Source organism: Hymenobacter nitidus (genome assembly GCF_020447315.1).
GTDB classification, from domain to species: domain Bacteria; phylum Bacteroidota; class Bacteroidia; order Cytophagales; family Hymenobacteraceae; genus Hymenobacter; species Hymenobacter nitidus.
This window is the reverse complement of the sequence record NZ_JAJADQ010000007.1, coordinates 295,158-312,666: the sequence shown is the minus strand read 5'-3', so window position 1 is coordinate 312,666 and position 17,509 is coordinate 295,158. Positions and strand designations below refer to the sequence as shown.

General features: G+C 59.2%; 15 protein-coding genes. 7 read left to right on the top strand and 8 right to left on the bottom strand.

Annotation, left to right across the window (positions count from 1 at the left end; all coding sequences use genetic code 11):
* The first annotated feature begins 124 nt into the window (after nt 1-124).
* The 4 genes from LGH70_RS14980 to LGH70_RS14965 all read left to right on the top strand — a co-directional run bounded on the left by LGH70_RS14980 (nt 125) and on the right by LGH70_RS14965 (nt 3,407).
* Complete coding sequence (locus tag LGH70_RS14980; protein ID WP_226187149.1) at nt 125-865, top strand: porin family protein; 741 nt, start codon at nt 125-127, stop codon at nt 863-865.
* 148 nt (nt 866-1,013) lie between these two features.
* Nucleotides 1,014-1,631 (top strand): porin family protein, encoded by a 618-nt coding sequence (locus tag LGH70_RS14975; RefSeq protein WP_226187147.1) that lies wholly within the window; start codon nt 1,014-1,016, stop codon nt 1,629-1,631.
* A 142-nt stretch (nt 1,632-1,773) separates the two neighbouring features.
* Complete coding sequence (locus LGH70_RS14970; RefSeq protein WP_226187145.1) at nt 1,774-2,466, top strand: porin family protein; 693 nt, start codon at nt 1,774-1,776, stop codon at nt 2,464-2,466.
* A 158-nt stretch (nt 2,467-2,624) separates the two neighbouring features.
* A complete protein-coding gene (locus LGH70_RS14965) occupies nt 2,625-3,407 on the top strand; it encodes a porin family protein (protein WP_226187143.1) in 783 nt (260 codons plus the stop codon).
* A gap of 116 nt (nt 3,408-3,523) precedes the next feature.
* Here LGH70_RS14965 and LGH70_RS14960 read toward each other — a convergent pair whose 3' ends face one another.
* The gene (locus tag LGH70_RS14960; protein WP_226187141.1) at nt 3,524-4,888 is read right to left on the bottom strand and encodes a dipeptidase; all 1,365 of its coding nucleotides are present in this window, start codon (nt 4,886-4,888) and stop codon (nt 3,524-3,526) included.
* A gap of 302 nt (nt 4,889-5,190) precedes the next feature.
* Here LGH70_RS14960 and LGH70_RS14955 point away from each other — a divergent pair, with 302 nt between their 5' ends.
* Complete coding sequence (locus LGH70_RS14955; RefSeq protein WP_226187139.1) at nt 5,191-5,823, top strand: hypothetical protein; 633 nt, start codon at nt 5,191-5,193, stop codon at nt 5,821-5,823.
* Between the two features lie 68 nt (nt 5,824-5,891).
* Here the strand turns inward: LGH70_RS14955 and LGH70_RS14950 are convergent, their stop codons facing one another.
* From LGH70_RS14950 to prmA, 5 genes are all read right to left on the bottom strand, one after another.
* The gene (locus LGH70_RS14950; protein ID WP_226187137.1) at nt 5,892-6,575 is read right to left on the bottom strand and encodes a hypothetical protein; all 684 of its coding nucleotides are present in this window, start codon (nt 6,573-6,575) and stop codon (nt 5,892-5,894) included.
* A 732-nt stretch (nt 6,576-7,307) separates the two neighbouring features.
* Entirely contained in the window at nt 7,308-7,682 is a 375-nt protein-coding gene (locus LGH70_RS14945; RefSeq protein WP_226187134.1) for a hypothetical protein, read from the bottom strand.
* A gap of 27 nt (nt 7,683-7,709) precedes the next feature.
* Nucleotides 7,710-8,348: a glycerol-3-phosphate 1-O-acyltransferase PlsY gene (gene plsY / locus LGH70_RS14940; RefSeq protein WP_226187130.1), complete on the bottom strand. Its 639-nt coding sequence runs from the start codon at nt 8,346-8,348 to the stop codon at nt 7,710-7,712.
* A gap of 328 nt (nt 8,349-8,676) precedes the next feature.
* The gene (locus tag LGH70_RS14935) at nt 8,677-14,022 is read right to left on the bottom strand and encodes a hypothetical protein (protein WP_226187127.1); all 5,346 of its coding nucleotides are present in this window, start codon (nt 14,020-14,022) and stop codon (nt 8,677-8,679) included.
* 29 nt (nt 14,023-14,051) lie between these two features.
* A complete protein-coding gene (gene prmA, locus LGH70_RS14930) occupies nt 14,052-14,882 on the bottom strand; it encodes a 50S ribosomal protein L11 methyltransferase (protein ID WP_226187125.1) in 831 nt (276 codons plus the stop codon).
* A 258-nt stretch (nt 14,883-15,140) separates the two neighbouring features.
* Here prmA and LGH70_RS14925 point away from each other — a divergent pair, with 258 nt between their 5' ends.
* Together LGH70_RS14925 and LGH70_RS14920 are read left to right on the top strand one after the other, a co-directional pair.
* The gene (locus LGH70_RS14925) at nt 15,141-15,851 is read left to right on the top strand and encodes a hypothetical protein (RefSeq protein ID WP_226187123.1); all 711 of its coding nucleotides are present in this window, start codon (nt 15,141-15,143) and stop codon (nt 15,849-15,851) included.
* A 26-nt stretch (nt 15,852-15,877) separates the two neighbouring features.
* Complete coding sequence (locus LGH70_RS14920; protein WP_226187207.1) at nt 15,878-16,192, top strand: OmpA family protein; 315 nt, start codon at nt 15,878-15,880, stop codon at nt 16,190-16,192.
* A gap of 68 nt (nt 16,193-16,260) precedes the next feature.
* Here LGH70_RS14920 and LGH70_RS14915 read toward each other — a convergent pair whose 3' ends face one another.
* Nucleotides 16,261-16,647 (bottom strand): 7(1) septoil knot domain-containing protein, encoded by a 387-nt coding sequence (locus LGH70_RS14915; protein WP_226187121.1) that lies wholly within the window; start codon nt 16,645-16,647, stop codon nt 16,261-16,263.
* Nucleotides 16,648-16,739: 92 nt separating this feature from the next.
* On the bottom strand, nt 16,740-17,456 hold the full coding sequence (locus LGH70_RS14910) for a hypothetical protein (protein ID WP_226187120.1): 717 nt from the start codon (nt 17,454-17,456) through the stop codon (nt 16,740-16,742).
* Between the last annotated feature and the right edge of the window lie 53 nt (nt 17,457-17,509).

Below are 17,509 nucleotides of genomic sequence, written 5' to 3'. Positions count from 1 at the left end.
AAGTTGGTACTCGTCCGCAACAATTAAGGCCGCCTTTGCGCTATTACCCCCAACAGCAGCTTTTCCGGGTCCTGCTTTTGCCCGTTTCCGACCCGGCTATTTTCCACCTACTTTGCTTTTTCCTATGAAAAAATATGCAGCTCTCGCCCTGGCTCTCGCTACTACTTCCGTTGCTTACGCACAAGATTCGGGCGGCTTTCGGCTTGGTGTAAAAGCCGGTGCTACTTACTCCAACGTTTCCGGCGATAATGTGACTCAGCTCACCGGAACCGGCTACAGCAGTGAGCTGGGCGACTACAAATTCGGCTACAACGCCGGTATCAGCGCCAGCATCCCCGTTAGCGCCGACGGCTTCTTTTCCTTTGCCCCCGAGCTGCTCTACAACCGCAAGGGCTACGAAATCACCTCCACGCAGAAAAACGTTACGGGCAACATTGCCAAGGTAGAAACCGAGCAGCAGCGCGTGCTGCACTACCTGGACGTGCCGCTGCTGGCTAAAATCAACGCCGGCGGCCTGTTTTTCGAGCTGGGCCCCCAGGTTAGCTTCCTGTTTGGCTCAAAGGTGAAGCAGCAAACGACCACCAAGTATACCGACGGCACTAAGGACAAGACAGAAGACAACAGCGGCTTCCGCGACTACACCGGCGCCACGCGCGACGAGGCCGACAAGTCGGACCTCTCGCAGTTTGACCTTAGCGGTGTGGCCGGCGTGGGCTACCAGACCGAAGGCGGCCTGAGCCTGGGACTGCGCTACGCCCGCGGCTTCAACTCGCTGATTGACACGAAAGACGCCGACAACGAGCCCAAGGCTTTCAACAACGCCTTTACCCTGCAGGTAGGCTATTTGCTGCCCTTTGGCAAATAGTTTTTAAGGACCTGATATTCTGGCTGCTCCTCAAGGCAGCCAGTTTTTTTGCTCTTCCGCTGTACCTTCTGCAGCTCAACTACGTTTGAGGGCACATCCTGAAGTTCTCAGGCCCCATTACTATTTCAGCTTACTACACTTCCCTCTCATGAAAAAGACCACTGTCCTGTTGTCCCTCTTAGCTGCCATCGGTCTGACGACCACTGCGCAGGCTCAAGTCCGTTTCGGCGTGAAAGGTGGCGTCAACCTGTCTAGCTATTCAGGCTTGACCAAAGAGCAAAAAGAGATTGACGAGAACCTGGTGAATGCCAACGGTGGCGTCATGATGAACGCGCCCCTGTCCGATGACGGCTTTTTCTCGATTCAGCCCGAGCTGCTCTATTCCGGCAAAGGCATCAAGTTCAAGTTTGATGGCGGTGAAACCGTAGAGCGTACGCATTACGTCGATCTGCCGATTCTGGCTAAAATCAACGCCGACGGCTTTATCTTCGAAGCCGGACCGCAGGTAGGCTACATGGTAACGCGCAAAGGCACGCTCACGGCCGGTGGCGAAACCGCTGAGGACAGCGACTTCAACGGCGTAAACCGCTTCGACTTAGGCTACGTGGCCGGGGTAGGCTACGAGCTGGAAAGCGGCCTGGGCTTCGGCATTCGCTACAACGGCGGCCTGCTGGATGTGGCCAAGGAAGTAGATGGGCAGGAGACGTTCAATACCAAAAACTCGGTCTTCCAGTTTCAGGTAGGCTACCTGTTCGGTGGCAAGTAAACCGCTTGAATTCCATAAAAAAGCCCCTTGTCAATACGACAAGGGGCTTTTTTGCGTTTGTATATTTCCGGGGCCGTAGGATTCTGGCATATTTTTCGCCTCGCTATGGCTACGTGTTCATTGCACCTCAACTCTCCACACGATGAAAAAGACCATAATTGCCCTCGCCTCTTTGGTATCGGTTGCCACCATTAGCGCCTCCCGGGCCCAGGGCATCCGGCTGGGTTTGCGGGCCGGGGCCAACTATTCCAATCTGGCCGGCGACGTGAAAAACGAAAGCACCTACAACAACAAAATCGGCTTTCTGGGCGGTGTGATGCTCAATGCGCCTTTGGTCGGCGACGGATTCCTGTCGGTGCAGCCCGAAATCCTGTTCTCCCAGAAAGGCTTCGAAAACAAGCCGACCGAGTATAAAAACCTGCTAGGCACCACCCAGAAGCGCGAAGGCCAGGTAAACTACAACTACCTCGACGTGCCGGTGCTGTTCAAGGTAAACGCCAGCGGCCTGGTGTTCGAACTCGGGCCGCAGTACTCCTACCTGCTCAGCATCAAGGACGAAACCCGGGTGACTACCACTTCGGGCCTCACCGGCAACACCAGCAGCAGCACAACCCACAACCAGAAAAACCTCGACCAGCTCAACCGCAACGAGCTGGGCTACGTGGCCGGCCTGGGCTACCAGGCTGAGAATGGCCTGAGCCTGAACCTGCGCTACACCGGAGCCTTCAGCGACTTCGTGAAGAGCGACAACGACACCTACTTCGATGGCGACCTGAAAAACGCCCGCAACTCGGCCCTGCAGGTTTCCCTGGGGTATCTGCTTCCCGCTAAATAACGCGCTGCGCCGCACGAAAAAGCCCGGTTTTTCTTCGGAAAGGCCGGGCTTTTTCGTGCCCGGCGCGTACGTTGGGGCTTGAACTCTGCTTAGCTTTACCCTCCCTATCCTATTTCTACTGGTAGCTGCCCGGGCCTATTCGCCGCCTTAAGTACTTCATGAAAAAAACGATTATGCTGCTGGCGGCTCTGCTGCTGGCAGGCGGCTCCAGCCACGCCCAGTTGCTGCGCTTAGGTCTGAAGGCCGGTGGTAATGTATCGAATGTAGTGGGCTACGACGCCGAAAACAGCGGCTGGCTGATAGGCGCCCACGGTGGCGTGCTGGCCCAGCTGCGCCCGGCGGGCCTGCCCCAGTGGGGGCTGCAGGCCGAGGCGCTCTATACCATGAAGGGCGACAACTCGGCGACCTACGGCCCGAGCGTGATGGCGCGCCTGGACTACCTGGATTTCCCGGTGCTGCTGCAGTACCACTGGGACAATATTTTCTTTGAGGCCGGCCCCCAGGCCAGCTACCTGCTCTCGGTGGCATCGGTCAACCCGCTGGTGGTCCTGCCCGGCACCGTGACCTTCCGCCGGTGGGCGTATGGCTTTGCGGCGGGCCTTGGTTACCAGGATCCTTCCGGGGTGCAGATCGGCTGGCGCTACAACGCCGACCTGACCAACATCCGCAAGGCCATCCAGTATGCCGACGACAACGTGCAGCAGGTGCGCCTGCGCAACAGCGTCATGGAGTTTTACCTGGGCTACAACGTGGGTGCCGGGCAGCTGGGTGGTGCCCTGCTCGGGGCCGGCAAGGGCATCGGCCGCGGCACCAAGTTTCTGTTCTTCACCGGCCCCAAGCGGCTGCTATTCGGCAAAAAGCAGCGCCCCGCTCCCACCGAAGCCCCGGCCGCTACTCCGGCCCCGGCTCCCGCGCCGGCACCGGTCACCCCCAAGCCCTGAGCACGGGTGCGTAGGCTTCAAGCCCTGGCAGCAACCTGCGCCTTCCAACCCGACGGGCATTAAAAAAAGCCTCTGCTGTCCGCAGAGGCTTTTTTATGGTCATCTAGCTTCCTACACTACTTGGCCATAGCCGCCGCGTAGTTGCGGTAGAAGTGCGGAATGGTTTCGATGCCCTTCAGGAAGTTAAACACGCCGTAGTGCTCGTTGGGCGAGTGAATGGCATCCGAGTCGAGGCCGAAGCCGAGCAGCACGGAGTCGAGGCCCAGCTCGGTTTTGAACATGGCCACAATCGGGATGGAGCCGCCGCCGCGCGTGGGGATGGGGCGCTTGCCGAAGGTGGTTTCCATGGCATCGGCGGCGGCTTTGTAGGCTACCGAGTCGGTGGGCGTCACCACGGGCTCACCGCCGTGGTGGGGCTTCACCTTCACCGTGACGCTGGCCGGGGCAATGCTTTCGAAGTGCTGCTGGAACAGGGCCGTAATTTCATCGGAGGTCTGGTGGGGCACCAGGCGCATCGAGATTTTAGCGTAGGCCTTGGAGGCAATAACGGTCTTGGCGCCTTCGCCGGTGTAGCCGCCCCAGATGCCGTTCACGTCGAGCGTGGGCCGAATGCTGGTGCGCTCCAGAGTGCTGTAGCCCTTCTCGCCGTGAATGTCGCTCAGGCCGATGCTCTGCTTGAACTCCTCGTCGGAGTGCGGGGCCTTGGCCATTTCGGCGCGCTCCTCGGCGCTCAGTTCGTCCACGTTGTCGTAGAAGCCGGGAATGGTAATGTGGTTGTTCTCGTCGTGCAGCGAGGCAATCATCTTGCACAGGATGTTGATGGGGTTGGCTACCGCGCCGCCGTAGAGGCCCGAGTGCAGGTCACGGTTGGGGCCCGTTACTTCTACTTCGTGGTAGCTCAGGCCGCGCAAGCCCACTTCGATGCTGGGCGTGTCGTTGGCCAGAATGCCGGTGTCGGAAATCAGAATGACGTCGGCCTTGAGCTTCTCCTTGTTTTCGCGCACGAAGACACCCAGGTTGTTGGAGCCGACTTCCTCCTCGCCCTCAATCATGATTTTGATGTTGCAGGGCACGCCGCCGTCCTGCATCAGCAGCTCGAAGGCCTTGACGTGCATATACACCTGGCCTTTGTCGTCGCAGGCGCCGCGGGCGTAGATGTTGCCGTCCTTGATGACGGGCTCGAACGGCGGGGAAGTCCACAGCTCGTAGGGGTCGGCGGGCTGCACGTCGTAGTGGCCGTATACCAGCACCGTGGGCAGGGCGGGGTCCACGATTTTCTCGCCGTAGACGATGGGGTTGCCGGCCGTCTGGCACAGCTCCACATTCTCCACACCTACTTCTTCGAGGCGGGTTTTGAGGTACTCGGCGGCCCGCAGCACGTCGCCGTGAAACTTGGGGTCGGCGGAAACCGACGGAATACGGAGCCAGTCAAGCAGCTCGCTCAGGAAACGTTCTTGGTTACTTTCGAGGTAGGAAGCCATGCAGGATGGGGGTTGGGGAAGTTCGGCGTAAAAGTAACACGCTGCCGGGGTAAAGTAGAAACGGGTTGCCCGGTGCCTCGCATAAAGTCTACTGTCGGGCGCGGCAAGTTGGGAGCCGACGCGGCCAGAACGGGCCTTACAGGCATCAGGAGCTACCCATGCTACGTTCTGCCCCGCTGGCAGCAGCTTCCTATAGCTCCTAGCCTGACCTTACCAAAAGTCCTTTGCCCCCGGCTTTTCGTTTGCTACCGGCACCGGTTCTGTCGTGGTTTGTTTCAACCAACACCACCACACCACTCCCCATGAAACCCCTCGCCCTTGCTGCCCTGCTCAGCCTCACTGCCGCTACCAGCCAGGCCCAGGACTCAACCCGGGTGCGCAACACCATCTGGGCCTCCCCCGCCGAGGCGTTCTACAAGCAGCAGGTAGGCTACGAGCGGCTCCTGAACGACTCCTACAGCCTGGGCATTCAGGGTGCCAACTATTCTGGCTTCAACGGGCGGTACAAAGGCTGGAACGTGACGGTGCTGGGCCGGCGGTACGTGAAGCGGCAGGCTCCCTGGTTACGAAAGCAGGCCCCTTTCGGGCTGTATTACCAAGTGCAGGCGGCCGTATACCAGCACGACCAGCATCTGACCATCTATGCCAAGAATGGCCGGCAGGATGGGTACGCTCCCATCGACTACCGGTGGCGCGGCCTGGGAGTTGGCGGTGGTGCCGGCTTGGGCTACCGCACCCCCATCCTAAGACAGGCCTTCAGCAATCATCTTTCGATGGATATTATGCTCGGAGTGCGCTACTACGCCTGGCCCAAGTCCCAATACAACGAGGCCGAATTTGAGGAAAGAAGCTTTCTGGGCGGCGACTTTGACTGGTATATGGCCGGCCCCGGCTCCTGGTACCACGGCCTGCTGGCGGTGGGCTACAGCTTCTAGCCCACCGCCCTTTTACCAAAACGCCCCGGCCGCCGCAAGGCAACCGGGGCGTTTGGCTTTTCGGCCGCTCAGTTCGGGCGGGCCTCCGTGGGCTCCGCCACCGAAGCATCTACCACGTATTCGCGGGCCTTGGTGGCATCGGTCAGCTTCCAGTAGGAACTGCCGGCGGCGCAGAGCTGCACCAACTGCCGGTAGAGGCCGTTGCCGAACAGCACCCGGGCCCGGGTGGCCCCGCTACGGGTGTTTTCGGCTTCCTTACGCTCGGTGAGGCCCTCCACGAAGGCCGCGTTGTTCTTTTCCACGGTATCGAGCATAGCCGCCGTCAGGCCCTCGGCCTGGTATTCCTCCAGGTACTTGCGGCCCTGCTTCACCAGCATGGTAGCGGCCAGGTGCAGCTTAGCTTCCGGCAGGTTCATCACGTCCGACACGCCAAAACGCTTGTAACGGGCTGTGCGCGGCTCATCCTTCAGCCCGATAATGCTTATCACCTGCTGCATGCTGGTTTGCAGGGCCTCGGCTACCTCATCTTTTTCTTCTGTCACGGCGGCGCCTTCCTGCACCAGCACCGTATCAGGCTCCATTTCGCCAAACTCGGCGGTGTCGGCCTTCAGCTTATTGATGCGGGCCGCCGTCACGCCGCGCCCGGCCAGCACGGCAGCGTCGCGGTCCAGGGAGGGTTGCACGTCGAGGCAGCGCTGCCACAGCTCGGCTTGGGTAAAAGGATACTCGGCCACGGGATTCTTGGCATTCATACAACAACAGATAATAGGGTTAGAAAAAGAATAATCCGGCTACCACACCGATAGTCGGCTGGGTGTAAGCTATTCTTTTTCACCCGCCTATCCTAGCCCCCACACCCCACCCGAAGCCCCGCAAAGACTCACCGAAGTCTCAGCCAGCCCGACCCAAGCCGTAACAAGAATACCCGAAGCCTATGGCAGCCCACCCGAAGGTCCATCAAGCCCGCTCGAAGCCTCATCCAGGATGACCAAAGCGCTGGAAAGGACGACCGAAGAGATAAAAAGAGGTATTTCCGAAGCTTCGGGCGCGGCGAGCGGGGCTTGGGAGGCTACGCGGGTGGTTTCGGGTGGCCTAAGTAGGTGTTGCGCTACAGTGGCTGGTGCTTCAGGAGTTACGGGAGCTGGTTTGGGAGCTGCTGGTGTATCTTTAGCACATGTTTTTCCTTACTCTGATGCTTGGTATAAACCCTTTCTCCTACGGCCACGGGAGTAGTGGTGCTTCACTGGCCGAACGGCAGCGGGGCTACCTGATATTCGCGCTGTTGGTGGTATTTATCTTTGGATACTCGCTCTACGGGTACCAGGCGCGGCGCAAGCGGAAGTAGCCGGTATTGATAAGTTGCAGGGCCGGCACCAGCCCGAGCGGGGCGGCATATCGGTAGAAAGAAAACCTGAAATTGAATGGTAAAAGCCCCAGCGGGGCAACACGTTCGAACCAACGATTTGTGTCGCCCCGCTGGGGCTTTAAATTCTCAGGGTATCGGCGGTGCTACCGATATGTCGCCCCGCTGGGGCTGGGTCAGGAATGCCCAACCAGAACCCGTTCCCCATGTCAGGCAGATCTTTAATTTTAGAAAATAACTCGTCAACCATCCGGCCTCCCTGTTGGCTATCAAGAGGCAAGGGCCATTCGGTCTCCACGTCCAGTATTTTGACCCCGTGGTTCGCCATCAGTTCCTCGACTATGCGTTTCGTCAGTTCCTGCAGTTCATTTTTGGAAGCCTCCGGAAACTCTTTTCTGATATCCGCCACTATAAACCACAGCTCGGTATGATCATCTTCAACGACGATTAGAGCTGCTTCCTTTGCTCTAGTAAATGGCCCTGGTACACTGATCATAGCTTTGCGGCTTGAAATGTATCTGCCCTACTTCCGCCCGAACAGCGGCACGCGGCTTTCGTTGCCGGCGCGTAGGCGGCCGATGTTGGCGCGGTGGGTGTAGATGAGCAGGGCGGCCAGGATGAAGCCGAAGTAGAGCAGCAATACGTTGTCGGGGCGGAAGGCGGGCAGCAGTTGCAGCAGGGCAAAGGCCACGCCCGCCGACATGCTGGCCAAGGACACGTAGCGGAAGATGAACAGCATCACCAGGAACACCAGAATGCAGACACCCACCGTGGCCGGAGCAATGGCCAGCATCATGCCCAGCACCGTGGCCACGCCCTTGCCCCCGCGGAACTGCGCGAAAATCGGATAGATGTGGCCCACAACGGCCAGCACCCCGCAGGCCAGCTGGAAGTACAGGAGCTGGTCGGGCTGGATGGCGCCCTGGTTGAGCATGACGGTGGCCATCATAGTGGCGGCCCAGCCCTTGAGCACGTCGATGGCCATTACTACGGAGCCGGGCTTTTTGCCCAGCACCCGGAAGGTGTTGGTAGCCCCGGCGTTGCCCGAGCCATGCTCCCGAATGTCGAGACCGAAAAAGCGGCGCCCGACCCACAGGGCGGTGGGGATGGAGCCAAGCAGGTAGGCGGCCACGAGCAGGGCAATGACAATAGGAAGGTTCATAGGAACAGGGCGGAACAGAGCGGTGCGGCCAAAGATAAGGGCCTTTGGCAGGCTTGTACGCAAATTTTCCGGGTTGCGCTGTTCCCCTAAGCTGGGCCTTACCGCGCCGCAGCGTGCATTTTACAAACCCCACCCGTCATGCTGAGCTTATCGAAGCATCTCTACTGCAATGGTAAATCTGATTACTACTGCGGTAGAGATGCTTCGACAAGCGGACGACAGATCAAGCATGACGTTCTCATCTATAAGATAAGCTGAACCTAACCCAAACAAACAGCCCCGCACCGGAATCCGGGCGGGGCTGTTCTAACTTGGAGAGCTAAGAAGGTTATGAGTCGCCGAAGGGGTCGTCCTCGTTTTTCTTCTTCTTTTTCTCGGCTTCCTTAGCCTTCTTCTCCTCTTCTTTCTTGAGCTTCTCGGCCTCCTTGGCTTTGGCGGCTTCTTCTTTCTTCATTTCGGCGGCCGTCTTGCCCTGGTCCACGGGTGGGTCGGTGGGGGTGGCGGCTTGCTCGGTGGCGTCCTTCTTTTTCTTCTTGCCGGTGTCTTCGGCCGGAGCGGCAGCGGGGTCGGCAGCAGCATCAGCCGCGGCGGCATCCTTGTCCTTCTTTTTCTTCTTGGACGAAGACTCCTCCACCGGGGCATCGGCGGCGGGCTGGCTGCCGTCGTCGAAGGCGGCATCCTTCTCCTTCTTTTTCTTCTTCTTGTTGTCCTCCATGAAGTCGAAGTTGCCGTTGCTCACGGGACGGGGCGGCGCGGCTTTGGGCTTGCTGTTGTCGCCGAGGTAGTCTTTGCGGAAGTGGCGGGTGAAGAGGTCCTTCTCCTGCTCGTCGCCGAGGTAGAAGCCGTACTCCGTGGCCGTGTTGTAGTCGCCTTTGGCCTTGAAGCCCACGATTTCGTCGTAAGAGCCGTGCTGGGCTTTGGTTAGCAGCACGTTGTTGGAGTAGCGCAGGTGGTACCAGGTCTGGGGCTCGGCCTCCAGGTACATTTCCACCGCGTCGCCGGTGCTTTCCTTTTTGATTTCGATGTAGCCGTCAATCATGGCGTTGATGTCCTTCTTACCAACGCTCACCAGGCCAATCTTACCCACCGAGTACCAGGCCTTGAACTTCTCCGACCAGCGCAGATCAACCTTGCTCAGCACGAGAGTGTGCAGGAACTTGGCCGACACTTTCTGCAGCGGCGTGTAGCCACCTTTGCGGTCCATGTAGCTCTGCACGCCTTTGCTGCCAATGAACTCGCCCATCTTGTACATCAGGGCCGGCGAGCCGTCCAGGGCTTCACTCAGGCCCTTGGTGTTGGTGGCCATATCGGTTCCCATGGCTTCGACGGCCTTTTCGGGCAGGTTGATGTCGAAGGTCATGAAGGTATCGAGGTGGTAGATGCTGCTGTCGGGTTTGGCATAGCCCACCGCCGCCGACTGCACCGTGTAGTCCTTGTTGGAATTGACCAGCTGCACCTTGCCCCGGAAGTCGATGGCGCCGGTTGAGTCGTGCAGGGTCATCACGCTGCCCTCGTACACGTTCGGGTCCGAAAGGTCGTTGCGGGTGATGGTGTAGTCGCCCTTTTTAGAATCGAAGCTCAGAATACCGTCGACCTGATACAGGTTCATATCGGTAATACCGGGCTTGGCGGCCACGAACAGCGGGTACACCTTCGCCGTAGCATCGGAGAGATAGAAGCCCGATACCATGGGCGTACCATCGTCGGTTTTGGGCTCCATGAGCTTGATGCGGATGCCTTTGGGGTCAATGCTGTCCTGCACCGGAAACCACTCCGAGGCCGCCGCGCTCTTGCTGAACTCCAGGCGGCTCTGGCCGTCGAAGGTGAAGCCGCGCTTCTGCGAGTTCAGGTTCACGGCCCCGCGGTAGGCAATGCGGGGCGCCAGGTGGAACTTGTCGGTGGCCTGAATGGTGGCAACGGCCGTGGTAGGCGGCGCGAACGGTGTACCCTCGTCGTCCCTCTTCTTCAGGATGCCTTTGCCCCCTTTGCCGGCCAGGGCCTTGCCCCGGCCACCGAGCACCGCCGCCGAGTCGACGGCGAAGTTGGTGAACTTGATGGCGAAGGAATCGGCCGAGGCGTTCTTGTAGCTGTACAGGGCATTGCCCATAAACGAGGTGCGCGACTGAATCTTGATTTCGCCCTTGTACAGGTTGTGGTACTTAGCCAGGGTGTCCATCGTGATGCGGGCATTCTGGAAGGCGCGCATCTGAGCGCCGGCCAGCACATACACCTTGTTGCTGTCGGGCTCAATCCAGGCGTCGGCGGCGGCAATGTAGGGCACGCCGCCGGCAATGAGGCGGTAGCGGCTCAGGTCATACTGGCCCGTGCTGGCCCGGAACTTCAGGCCTTTCTGCTCGGGCTTGGTGGAGTAGAAGTAGGAGCGCGACGAGTCGGCACCGGCGGCTACGCGCATCTGCACTATTTTCTTCTTGAAGTCCCACTTACCGCCGCTAAGCGTGGTGCGGTACTCCGAGTACGGCAAATCGATGCTGGCCTTGCTGCCCTCCTCGCGGGAGAAGTCGGCGAAACCCTGCTTGATGTCGTACTTGAAGGCAACCTCGTTGGCCGTCAGGGCGGGCTTGTTCGGCTCGGCCGACTTGATGCTCAGCGTCGACTTCTTGCCCGTGTAGCTGCTGGGCTTGAACACGAACTGGCGGGAGCGGATAAACGACTGTGGGCCGTCCATCCGGCCATCGCCGTAGAGGCCGCCGGGGGTCAGAATGGCGGTGCCTTTGTAGTTATGGTCGCCGGCGTAGAACTTCATCGGCTGCCCGTCGCGGGGCGTGCTCAAGTACATCGAATCCGACTTCACTACCCACTTCATTTGGTAGCCGGGCAACAGCGACACCTTGGCAAATTCCACCCCGTTGAGCGGCCCGGCGGCAATAGTCGCGGTTTTACCCACCGTTACTACCGAGTCTTTGTAGAAGATGAACTGGTCACTGAACAGGTCGCCGGTCAGGTATTTCACCTCGCCCACACCCTGAATACCGCGGTTGCTCATCACGACTTTATTGAACAGCTTGGCCTTGCCCCCATACAGCGGGAAGCCCTCCTTGGGCACGTCGTACACGAAGCCCAGGGAGCCATCGTCCTGCAGACTCAGCTTGGTTTTGAACTCGGGCATGATGTTGCCCGACACAAAGGTGCCCTTGAAGCCGACAGCCGAGCGGTTCTTGTTATTGAGTGAGTCAATCTTAAACGGCGGAATGTCGAAGTAGACCGTCGTGTCGTAGGCGCCGCCCAGTACTTCGGGCTTGTTGAAGAACACGTAAGCTCCGGTGCTGGCATCGAACGAGGGGAAGGCCCCCAGCCGCTTGCGGCCCGACTTGTTGTTGGGCGCGTTGATGTAGAGGCGGCCGGCCGAGGTTTTGTTCTTGTTGGTCAGGGCGAAGTCGGTTTCCTTGCGGGCCTTCATTACCGAGCCTTTCGAGCCCTTGCCCTTTACAATAATGGAGTCAATCTTGACCAGATCCACGTAGAAGCCGTCGTAGTCGAACTTGAACTCCTTGCCCTTGAAGATAAAGGCCGAGGCTACCACGGTGCCGTTGAAGAGCACACCCCGGTTTTTCTGAATCCGGATGATGCTGCTGTCGGGCTTCACGAACACCGTAATGGAGTCGTCGGAGAAGTTGAACCGGTCTACGCCCCGCACAATCAGGTCGTTGGTCGCCAGGTTCAGCGTGGCATTCTTGCCCGAGGGCGACAGGGAGCGAATGGCAATGTGGTCGTAGTCCTTCTTGCCCCGCGACGAATTCACGTAGTGCATGGCCTTGGGCAGCAGCACGATTTGCTCGGTCTGGGGGTTCCACTGCACGTAGCCGTCCTTGGCCAGGCCGGCTACGGCCGAGCGCACGTTGGGCTCTTTCACCTTCAGGGCCGTGGCTACGTCCTGCACCGTGAAGGTTTTGGCGTTGCCATTCTGCTGGCTATAGCCCACTACCAGCTGCAGCGGGTGCAGCTTATTAATGCCCTTAATCTGCTGGTAGCGGGTGTTGGTATAGAATTCCTTCGACTCGAAGTTGGCCGTTACCTGATTTTTGGCGGTCAGGATGGCCAGGTTGATGTAGGGCGTCTTGAGCGGCCAGGTCAGCAGCTCCGTCGCAATTTCCATCTGGTGGTAGGAGTCCGTGTAGGGCGTGGTTTTGTAGAGGCCATCCTCACGGGCCAATTGCAGCACCTGCCGGCTCTTGGAGTAGCGCAGCTTCACGCCGGGGTGCGTCAGCGAGTCGCTCTTGTCCTGGAAGATGGTCACGGCGGCGCGGTCGGCCGAAATCAGCGTATCGCCGAGCAGGTAGGCCCGCGACGAAGCCCGGAACTTGGTTTTGCCATCTACGTCCACAATAATGCGCGAGAGGCTGCCGTCGAGCGAGGCCGAGAGCGTGCGGCTGCCGGCCAGCGAAAAGCCCCCGAAGTAGCGGATGTTCTCGCCAATGTTCTTTACGCGGGCATCGTTGGTCAGGGAAATAAAGCGCGGGTAGCCGGTATCGGTGGCTCCGGTCTTTTTCTTCACGCTCTTGTAGGAAAACGCGCCCTGAATCGGGGCTTCCAGTACGGCCGGGTACGTCAGCGTGACGGGCTGGGCCGTGAATTCGGCCTTGCTCATGTCGAAGTCGTAGTTCACCAGGTCGGCCGTCACCAGGTTCTGGTTTACCGACCACACATACTGCCCGCCCTGCCCGATGAAGCGGTTGGTGCCGGGCACCACCACGCCACTGGTTTTGCGCAGGAAAATAGAGTCGCCGGCCGTCGCCATAAACAGGTCCGCGTCCTTAATCAGCATCACCGGGCCGCGCGTAGCCGGGGCTACGTAGGTATCGTAGTAGGCCGGGGCCGAGTCAAAGGCGGGTTCGGGCTCGGGCGCTGCCGCCGGGGCCGTAGTGGCTTTGGCGGGAGCTTTGGCCGTCGTTTTTTTCTTGGGCGTGCCCCAGCCGTCGTCGCTGCCGGTGTTCCACACGTCGCCGGTGTCCCAGCCGTCGCTGCTCTTCTTCTTGGGCGCCGGCTTGGCAGCAGGTTTAGCCGTACCGGTGTTCAAAGGCTGAGTGATGACAGCCGCAGCCGGCGCCGCGGGGCGCGGGGCCGGGGTTGGCTGGGGCATGTCCGTCTCGTTGTAGCTGAAGCTGAACGTGCCGCCGATGACGCGCAGGGTGTTGTAGCGCGACTTATAGAGGGTCTTGGAATTCAGAAACTCGCCGGAGCTGACCAGGAACTTCTCGGCATTGGCCAGAGCCTCCCGGTTCACGGTTTTCACCACGACCTCCAGGAAATCGTCCATCTGCTTGTCGGAGAAGTTGTGCACGGTAGCCCCGGCCGTGATGCCCTGGTAGAAGCCGGCAATGGCGGGCTGCGGCTTGTATTTGCGCACCAGCATCTGCTGCGAAATCTCCACAATGCGCGCCTGCTGGGTAGCTGTGAGCTTGTTGCTGGCCCAGAGCTGCTGCAGCCGGGCCCCAGTGGCCTTGGCCGCCGCGTTGTTGGTTGCCACCATCATCGACTGCACGTCGATGATGAACTGCGCGGGTTCCTTGGAGAGCTTGCCCGTAAACTTGGGCAACGCAGGAGCCACCGGCGCTGCGGGCGCCTGCTTGGCAGGGGTTTTCGTTTGTTGAGCCCACGCGGGGGCACTGAGTCCCAACACCACCGCGCATAGCCACCCAAAAGCAAGTTGCTTCATACTTTTTCCGTCAAGGCCTACTAAGACGGCTACAATTTCGTGAAAATCGCCGAAACCCAGTTATTCTTGGTTCGGTGTGATTGATAGACCAATGCGTGTTTCTTCGCCTCGGCTTCAATCTTGGATAAGTCCTCTTGATAAAAACCGCTGAAAAGAATAGGACGCCCCTGCGGCAGCAAGGCTGCATAGGCGTGCATGTCCTCAAGCAGCACGTTCCGGTTGATGTTAGCCAGGATGATATCGAACGGCGCTTCGCCCTCCAATACTTCCACGCCACCCAAGCGGCACTCAATATTCGTGCAGTTATTTTCGGCGGCGTTGTCGGCCGCATTTTCCACCGTCCAGGGCTCCACGTCCACGGCCAGCACCTCGGCAGCCCCCAGGTGCACGGCCATGATGGCCAGAATGCCCGTGCCGCAACCCATATCCAGCACGCGCTTGCCCTGGTGGTCGATGTCGAGCTGGTTCTCAATCATCAGCGCCGTGGTTTCGTGGTGGCCGGTGCCAAAGGACATGCGCGGCATAATCACGATTTCGTACTCCAGGCCCTCAGGCTTGTCGTGGAACGGGGCCCGCACCGATACCCGGTCGGCAATGATGAGAGGCTGGAAATTCTTTTCCCACTCGGCGTTCCAGTTCTGGCGCGTAATCACGCGGTGCTCGTAGCCCAGCTCGCCCAGGCCCTCGTAGCGCGACATTACCTCGGCCACGGCATCGGAGTTGAAGTCGCCCTCGCCGATGTAGGCGCAGAACCCTTCGTCATTGTCCTCGAAGGTATCATAGCCCACTTCGGCCAGTTCAGCTACCAGAATATCAGCCAGTTCACGGGGGGCTTGTACGCGTACTTCTACAAAATCCATCTTATCAGTTGTTGAGCCAGCAAAAGCGAAAAATGCTTCTGCAATTAAGATGGCAAGTTCGCACGAAAAAATGGGTGCGTCGCAACCAAGCCGCTTATTGCCAGTCTGCGGCAACAGCGGGCGGCCTGCTTCCGGTTCCTTGCGCCCGAGCAAAGGAGGCCGGTGATATAAGCCTGCTAATATTATATAATATAAATACTCGTTTATTTGCAACTCGCCTGCCAGCCAGGCTAGTCACACTCCTTCCAACAATCTTACATGAAACAAACTATCCTTTCCATCGCCAGCCTGACCTTCTTCGGCAGCGTAGCCCTATTGGGCTGCAAAGCCAAAACCGCCGAAACTACCCAAACGGCGGCCGCTCCCGCAGCAACCGCCACCGCCACGGCAGCCCCCGCCCCCCAGGCTGCGCCAGCTACGGCCGCAACCGCCGCCGCTGCTCCCGATGCCACCTTTGATCTGAACAGCGTGCCGGTTTCGGCGGCCAATCTGGGCGCCTTCCCGTACCTGAGCCCGCTGAAAGGCTACGAAACCCGCTACGACAGCGACAGTGTAGGCTTCGACTTCGACCGCACCTACGTCTACGACGGCAAGAATATCATCCCCGTGGAAGGCAAAATCGTGCGCCGCACCTACCGCCCGGCCGATTCAGAGAAGGCCGCTTCGGAGCTGATGGTACAGCGCAACTACGAGAATCTGATCAAGAACCTGGGCGGCGTGAAGGTGTCGGCAGACAAAATTCCTGATGAGACCCTGAAGAAAATGGGCGAGACGGAATACAACAAGCACAGTGGCGGGCTGAGCGTGTACGGCCCAGTCGATACCTATGTCATTCGGCAGAAGGACAAGGAAGTGTGGGTGCAGGTGCAGACGGCCTCCGATAATCAGTATAAGCTGAACGTGACCGAACGTGCCGCCATGCCCCAGCAGGCCGCCGTAGTAGGAGCCGCCGACTTAAAAAAAAACTAGATTCTGAGGGCAAGGCCACGCTCTACATCAACTTCGACACCGATAAGGCCACCATCAAACCCGAATCGGAGGCAACGGTAGCCGAAGTGGTGAAGCTGCTCCAGCAGAATCCGGGGCTGCGGCTGTCCGTGGAAGGCCACACCGATGATACCGGCGCGGCGGCCCACAACCGGCAGCTTTCCGAAGCCCGGGCCCAGGCCGTGGTGGCTAACCTGGCCGGGCACGCCATTGCCGACAGCCGCCTGCGGGCCGCGGGCTTCGGCCCCGACAAGCCCATAGCCAATAACGGCACGGAAGCGGGCAAGGCCAAAAACCGCCGCGTAGAACTGGTAAAGCTGTAAGGCCCTGGCAATCAAAAAGGCCCTTCCGATGCTTCGGAAGGGCCTTTTTGATTGCTATATAACAAGCGCTACTGCTTACGGCAGCCGGCAAAGGAGCGGGACTTGGTGTAGGTAACGGAAAAGTCGGCTAAGGCGCGCTTATCGGTCACGAACAGCACGTAGTCGGCGAAGTCGCGGGTGGGCGTCAGGTACCAGAAGCCGGCTTTGTCGGCGAAGAGCTTATTGTCTTCCTTATACACCAGCAAATCAGCAAACGCTTCCTCGGGCTCCTGATAGATGGTGGCAAAGCAGTAGCTGCGCCGGTACGGGTCGGTTTCCAGGTACACGGAACCGTAAATCCGGCACGCGTCGATAGAGCTAGCCGGGGCCGCTACTGGGGCCACAAAAGGCACGGACGGTGCAGCCCGAAACGGGTTCAGAGCCAGAAAACCGGAGAGCAGCAGGGAAGCCAGCATGAAGGAGCGTAAAATGAAAAGTCGGTAGTGGTCAGCCGTTGGCAAAGACTCTGCCAGCTAAACCCGCAGGAGCGGCCGCTAAGTTCGAAATCTTATAGTACTTGACGCCGGATGCTTTCCGGCCGCCCGTCGCGCAGGTGAGCTACGCTGTCGATAACGCAGCGCCCCTGCTCCTTTTTAGTGTAAAGCAAAAACTGAAAATTAGGGTCGCCCTCGGCGGGCAGCCGATAAGCCACTGCGCCAGGCTTAAGCTGCGCGCTGCGGTAAGCCGACAGCAGGGCAATATCGGCGGGCGCATACAGCTCCATCATCCAGAATATTTCGTCGGCTTCGAAGCCTTCCGGCTCCCCATCTTCCAGGTGGGAGGCATCGAAAGCCTTGCCGCGCCGCTCGATGGAAGCCCTCTTTTCCTGCAGGTAGCTCCGGGAGAAGTAGCCCGACTTTTCCAGGGTCGCCAGGTAGTTGTCAACGCTGGGCCAATCGACTTGCATGTAGTTGGTGGGGCTTACCTGATCTGGAGCAATACTGGCCGCCACTGCCGAGTCAGTTTGGGCATTCACCGGAATTTTGAAGGTAAATCCCAGCCGGTTTGGGTCCGGGTTTTCATAGTCCGTTGTAGCCAGATACCACCGCAGAAACTCCCGCAGTCGTGTGGTACAGGCATCGGTGGCGGCCAATCCGTTGGCGACCTTACCGGAATTCCGGGCCGCTTTAGGAGGCGTGGCAGCAGTATTCCCAGGCGAATCGGTTCCACAAGCCCCCGCCAGCAGACCTAGCGCGGCCATGGTCATGGCAGGAATAAATTTCATAGCTCTCACTAGGATCAGAAATGAAAAAGCTCCGCTGAAGCCACGTACAATGC

Coding starts and splice junctions, on each gene's coding strand:
- LGH70_RS14980 (WP_226187149.1), top strand. CDS start 125: ATGAAAAAATATGCAGCTCTCGCCCTGGCTCTCGCTACTACTTCCGTT.
- LGH70_RS14975 (WP_226187147.1), top strand. CDS start 1,014: ATGAAAAAGACCACTGTCCTGTTGTCCCTCTTAGCTGCCATCGGTCTG.
- LGH70_RS14970 (WP_226187145.1), top strand. CDS start 1,774: ATGAAAAAGACCATAATTGCCCTCGCCTCTTTGGTATCGGTTGCCACC.
- LGH70_RS14965 (WP_226187143.1), top strand. CDS start 2,625: ATGAAAAAAACGATTATGCTGCTGGCGGCTCTGCTGCTGGCAGGCGGC.
- LGH70_RS14960 (WP_226187141.1), bottom strand. CDS start 4,888: ATGGCTTCCTACCTCGAAAGTAACCAAGAACGTTTCCTGAGCGAGCTG.
- LGH70_RS14955 (WP_226187139.1), top strand. CDS start 5,191: ATGAAACCCCTCGCCCTTGCTGCCCTGCTCAGCCTCACTGCCGCTACC.
- LGH70_RS14950 (WP_226187137.1), bottom strand. CDS start 6,575: ATGAATGCCAAGAATCCCGTGGCCGAGTATCCTTTTACCCAAGCCGAG.
- LGH70_RS14945 (WP_226187134.1), bottom strand. CDS start 7,682: ATGATCAGTGTACCAGGGCCATTTACTAGAGCAAAGGAAGCAGCTCTA.
- plsY (WP_226187130.1), bottom strand. CDS start 8,348: ATGAACCTTCCTATTGTCATTGCCCTGCTCGTGGCCGCCTACCTGCTT.
- LGH70_RS14935 (WP_226187127.1), bottom strand. CDS start 14,022: ATGAAGCAACTTGCTTTTGGGTGGCTATGCGCGGTGGTGTTGGGACTC.
- prmA (WP_226187125.1), bottom strand. CDS start 14,882: ATGGATTTTGTAGAAGTACGCGTACAAGCCCCCCGTGAACTGGCTGAT.
- LGH70_RS14925 (WP_226187123.1), top strand. CDS start 15,141: ATGAAACAAACTATCCTTTCCATCGCCAGCCTGACCTTCTTCGGCAGC.
- LGH70_RS14915 (WP_226187121.1), bottom strand. CDS start 16,647: ATGCTGGCTTCCCTGCTGCTCTCCGGTTTTCTGGCTCTGAACCCGTTT.
- LGH70_RS14910 (WP_226187120.1), bottom strand. CDS start 17,456: ATGAAATTTATTCCTGCCATGACCATGGCCGCGCTAGGTCTGCTGGCG.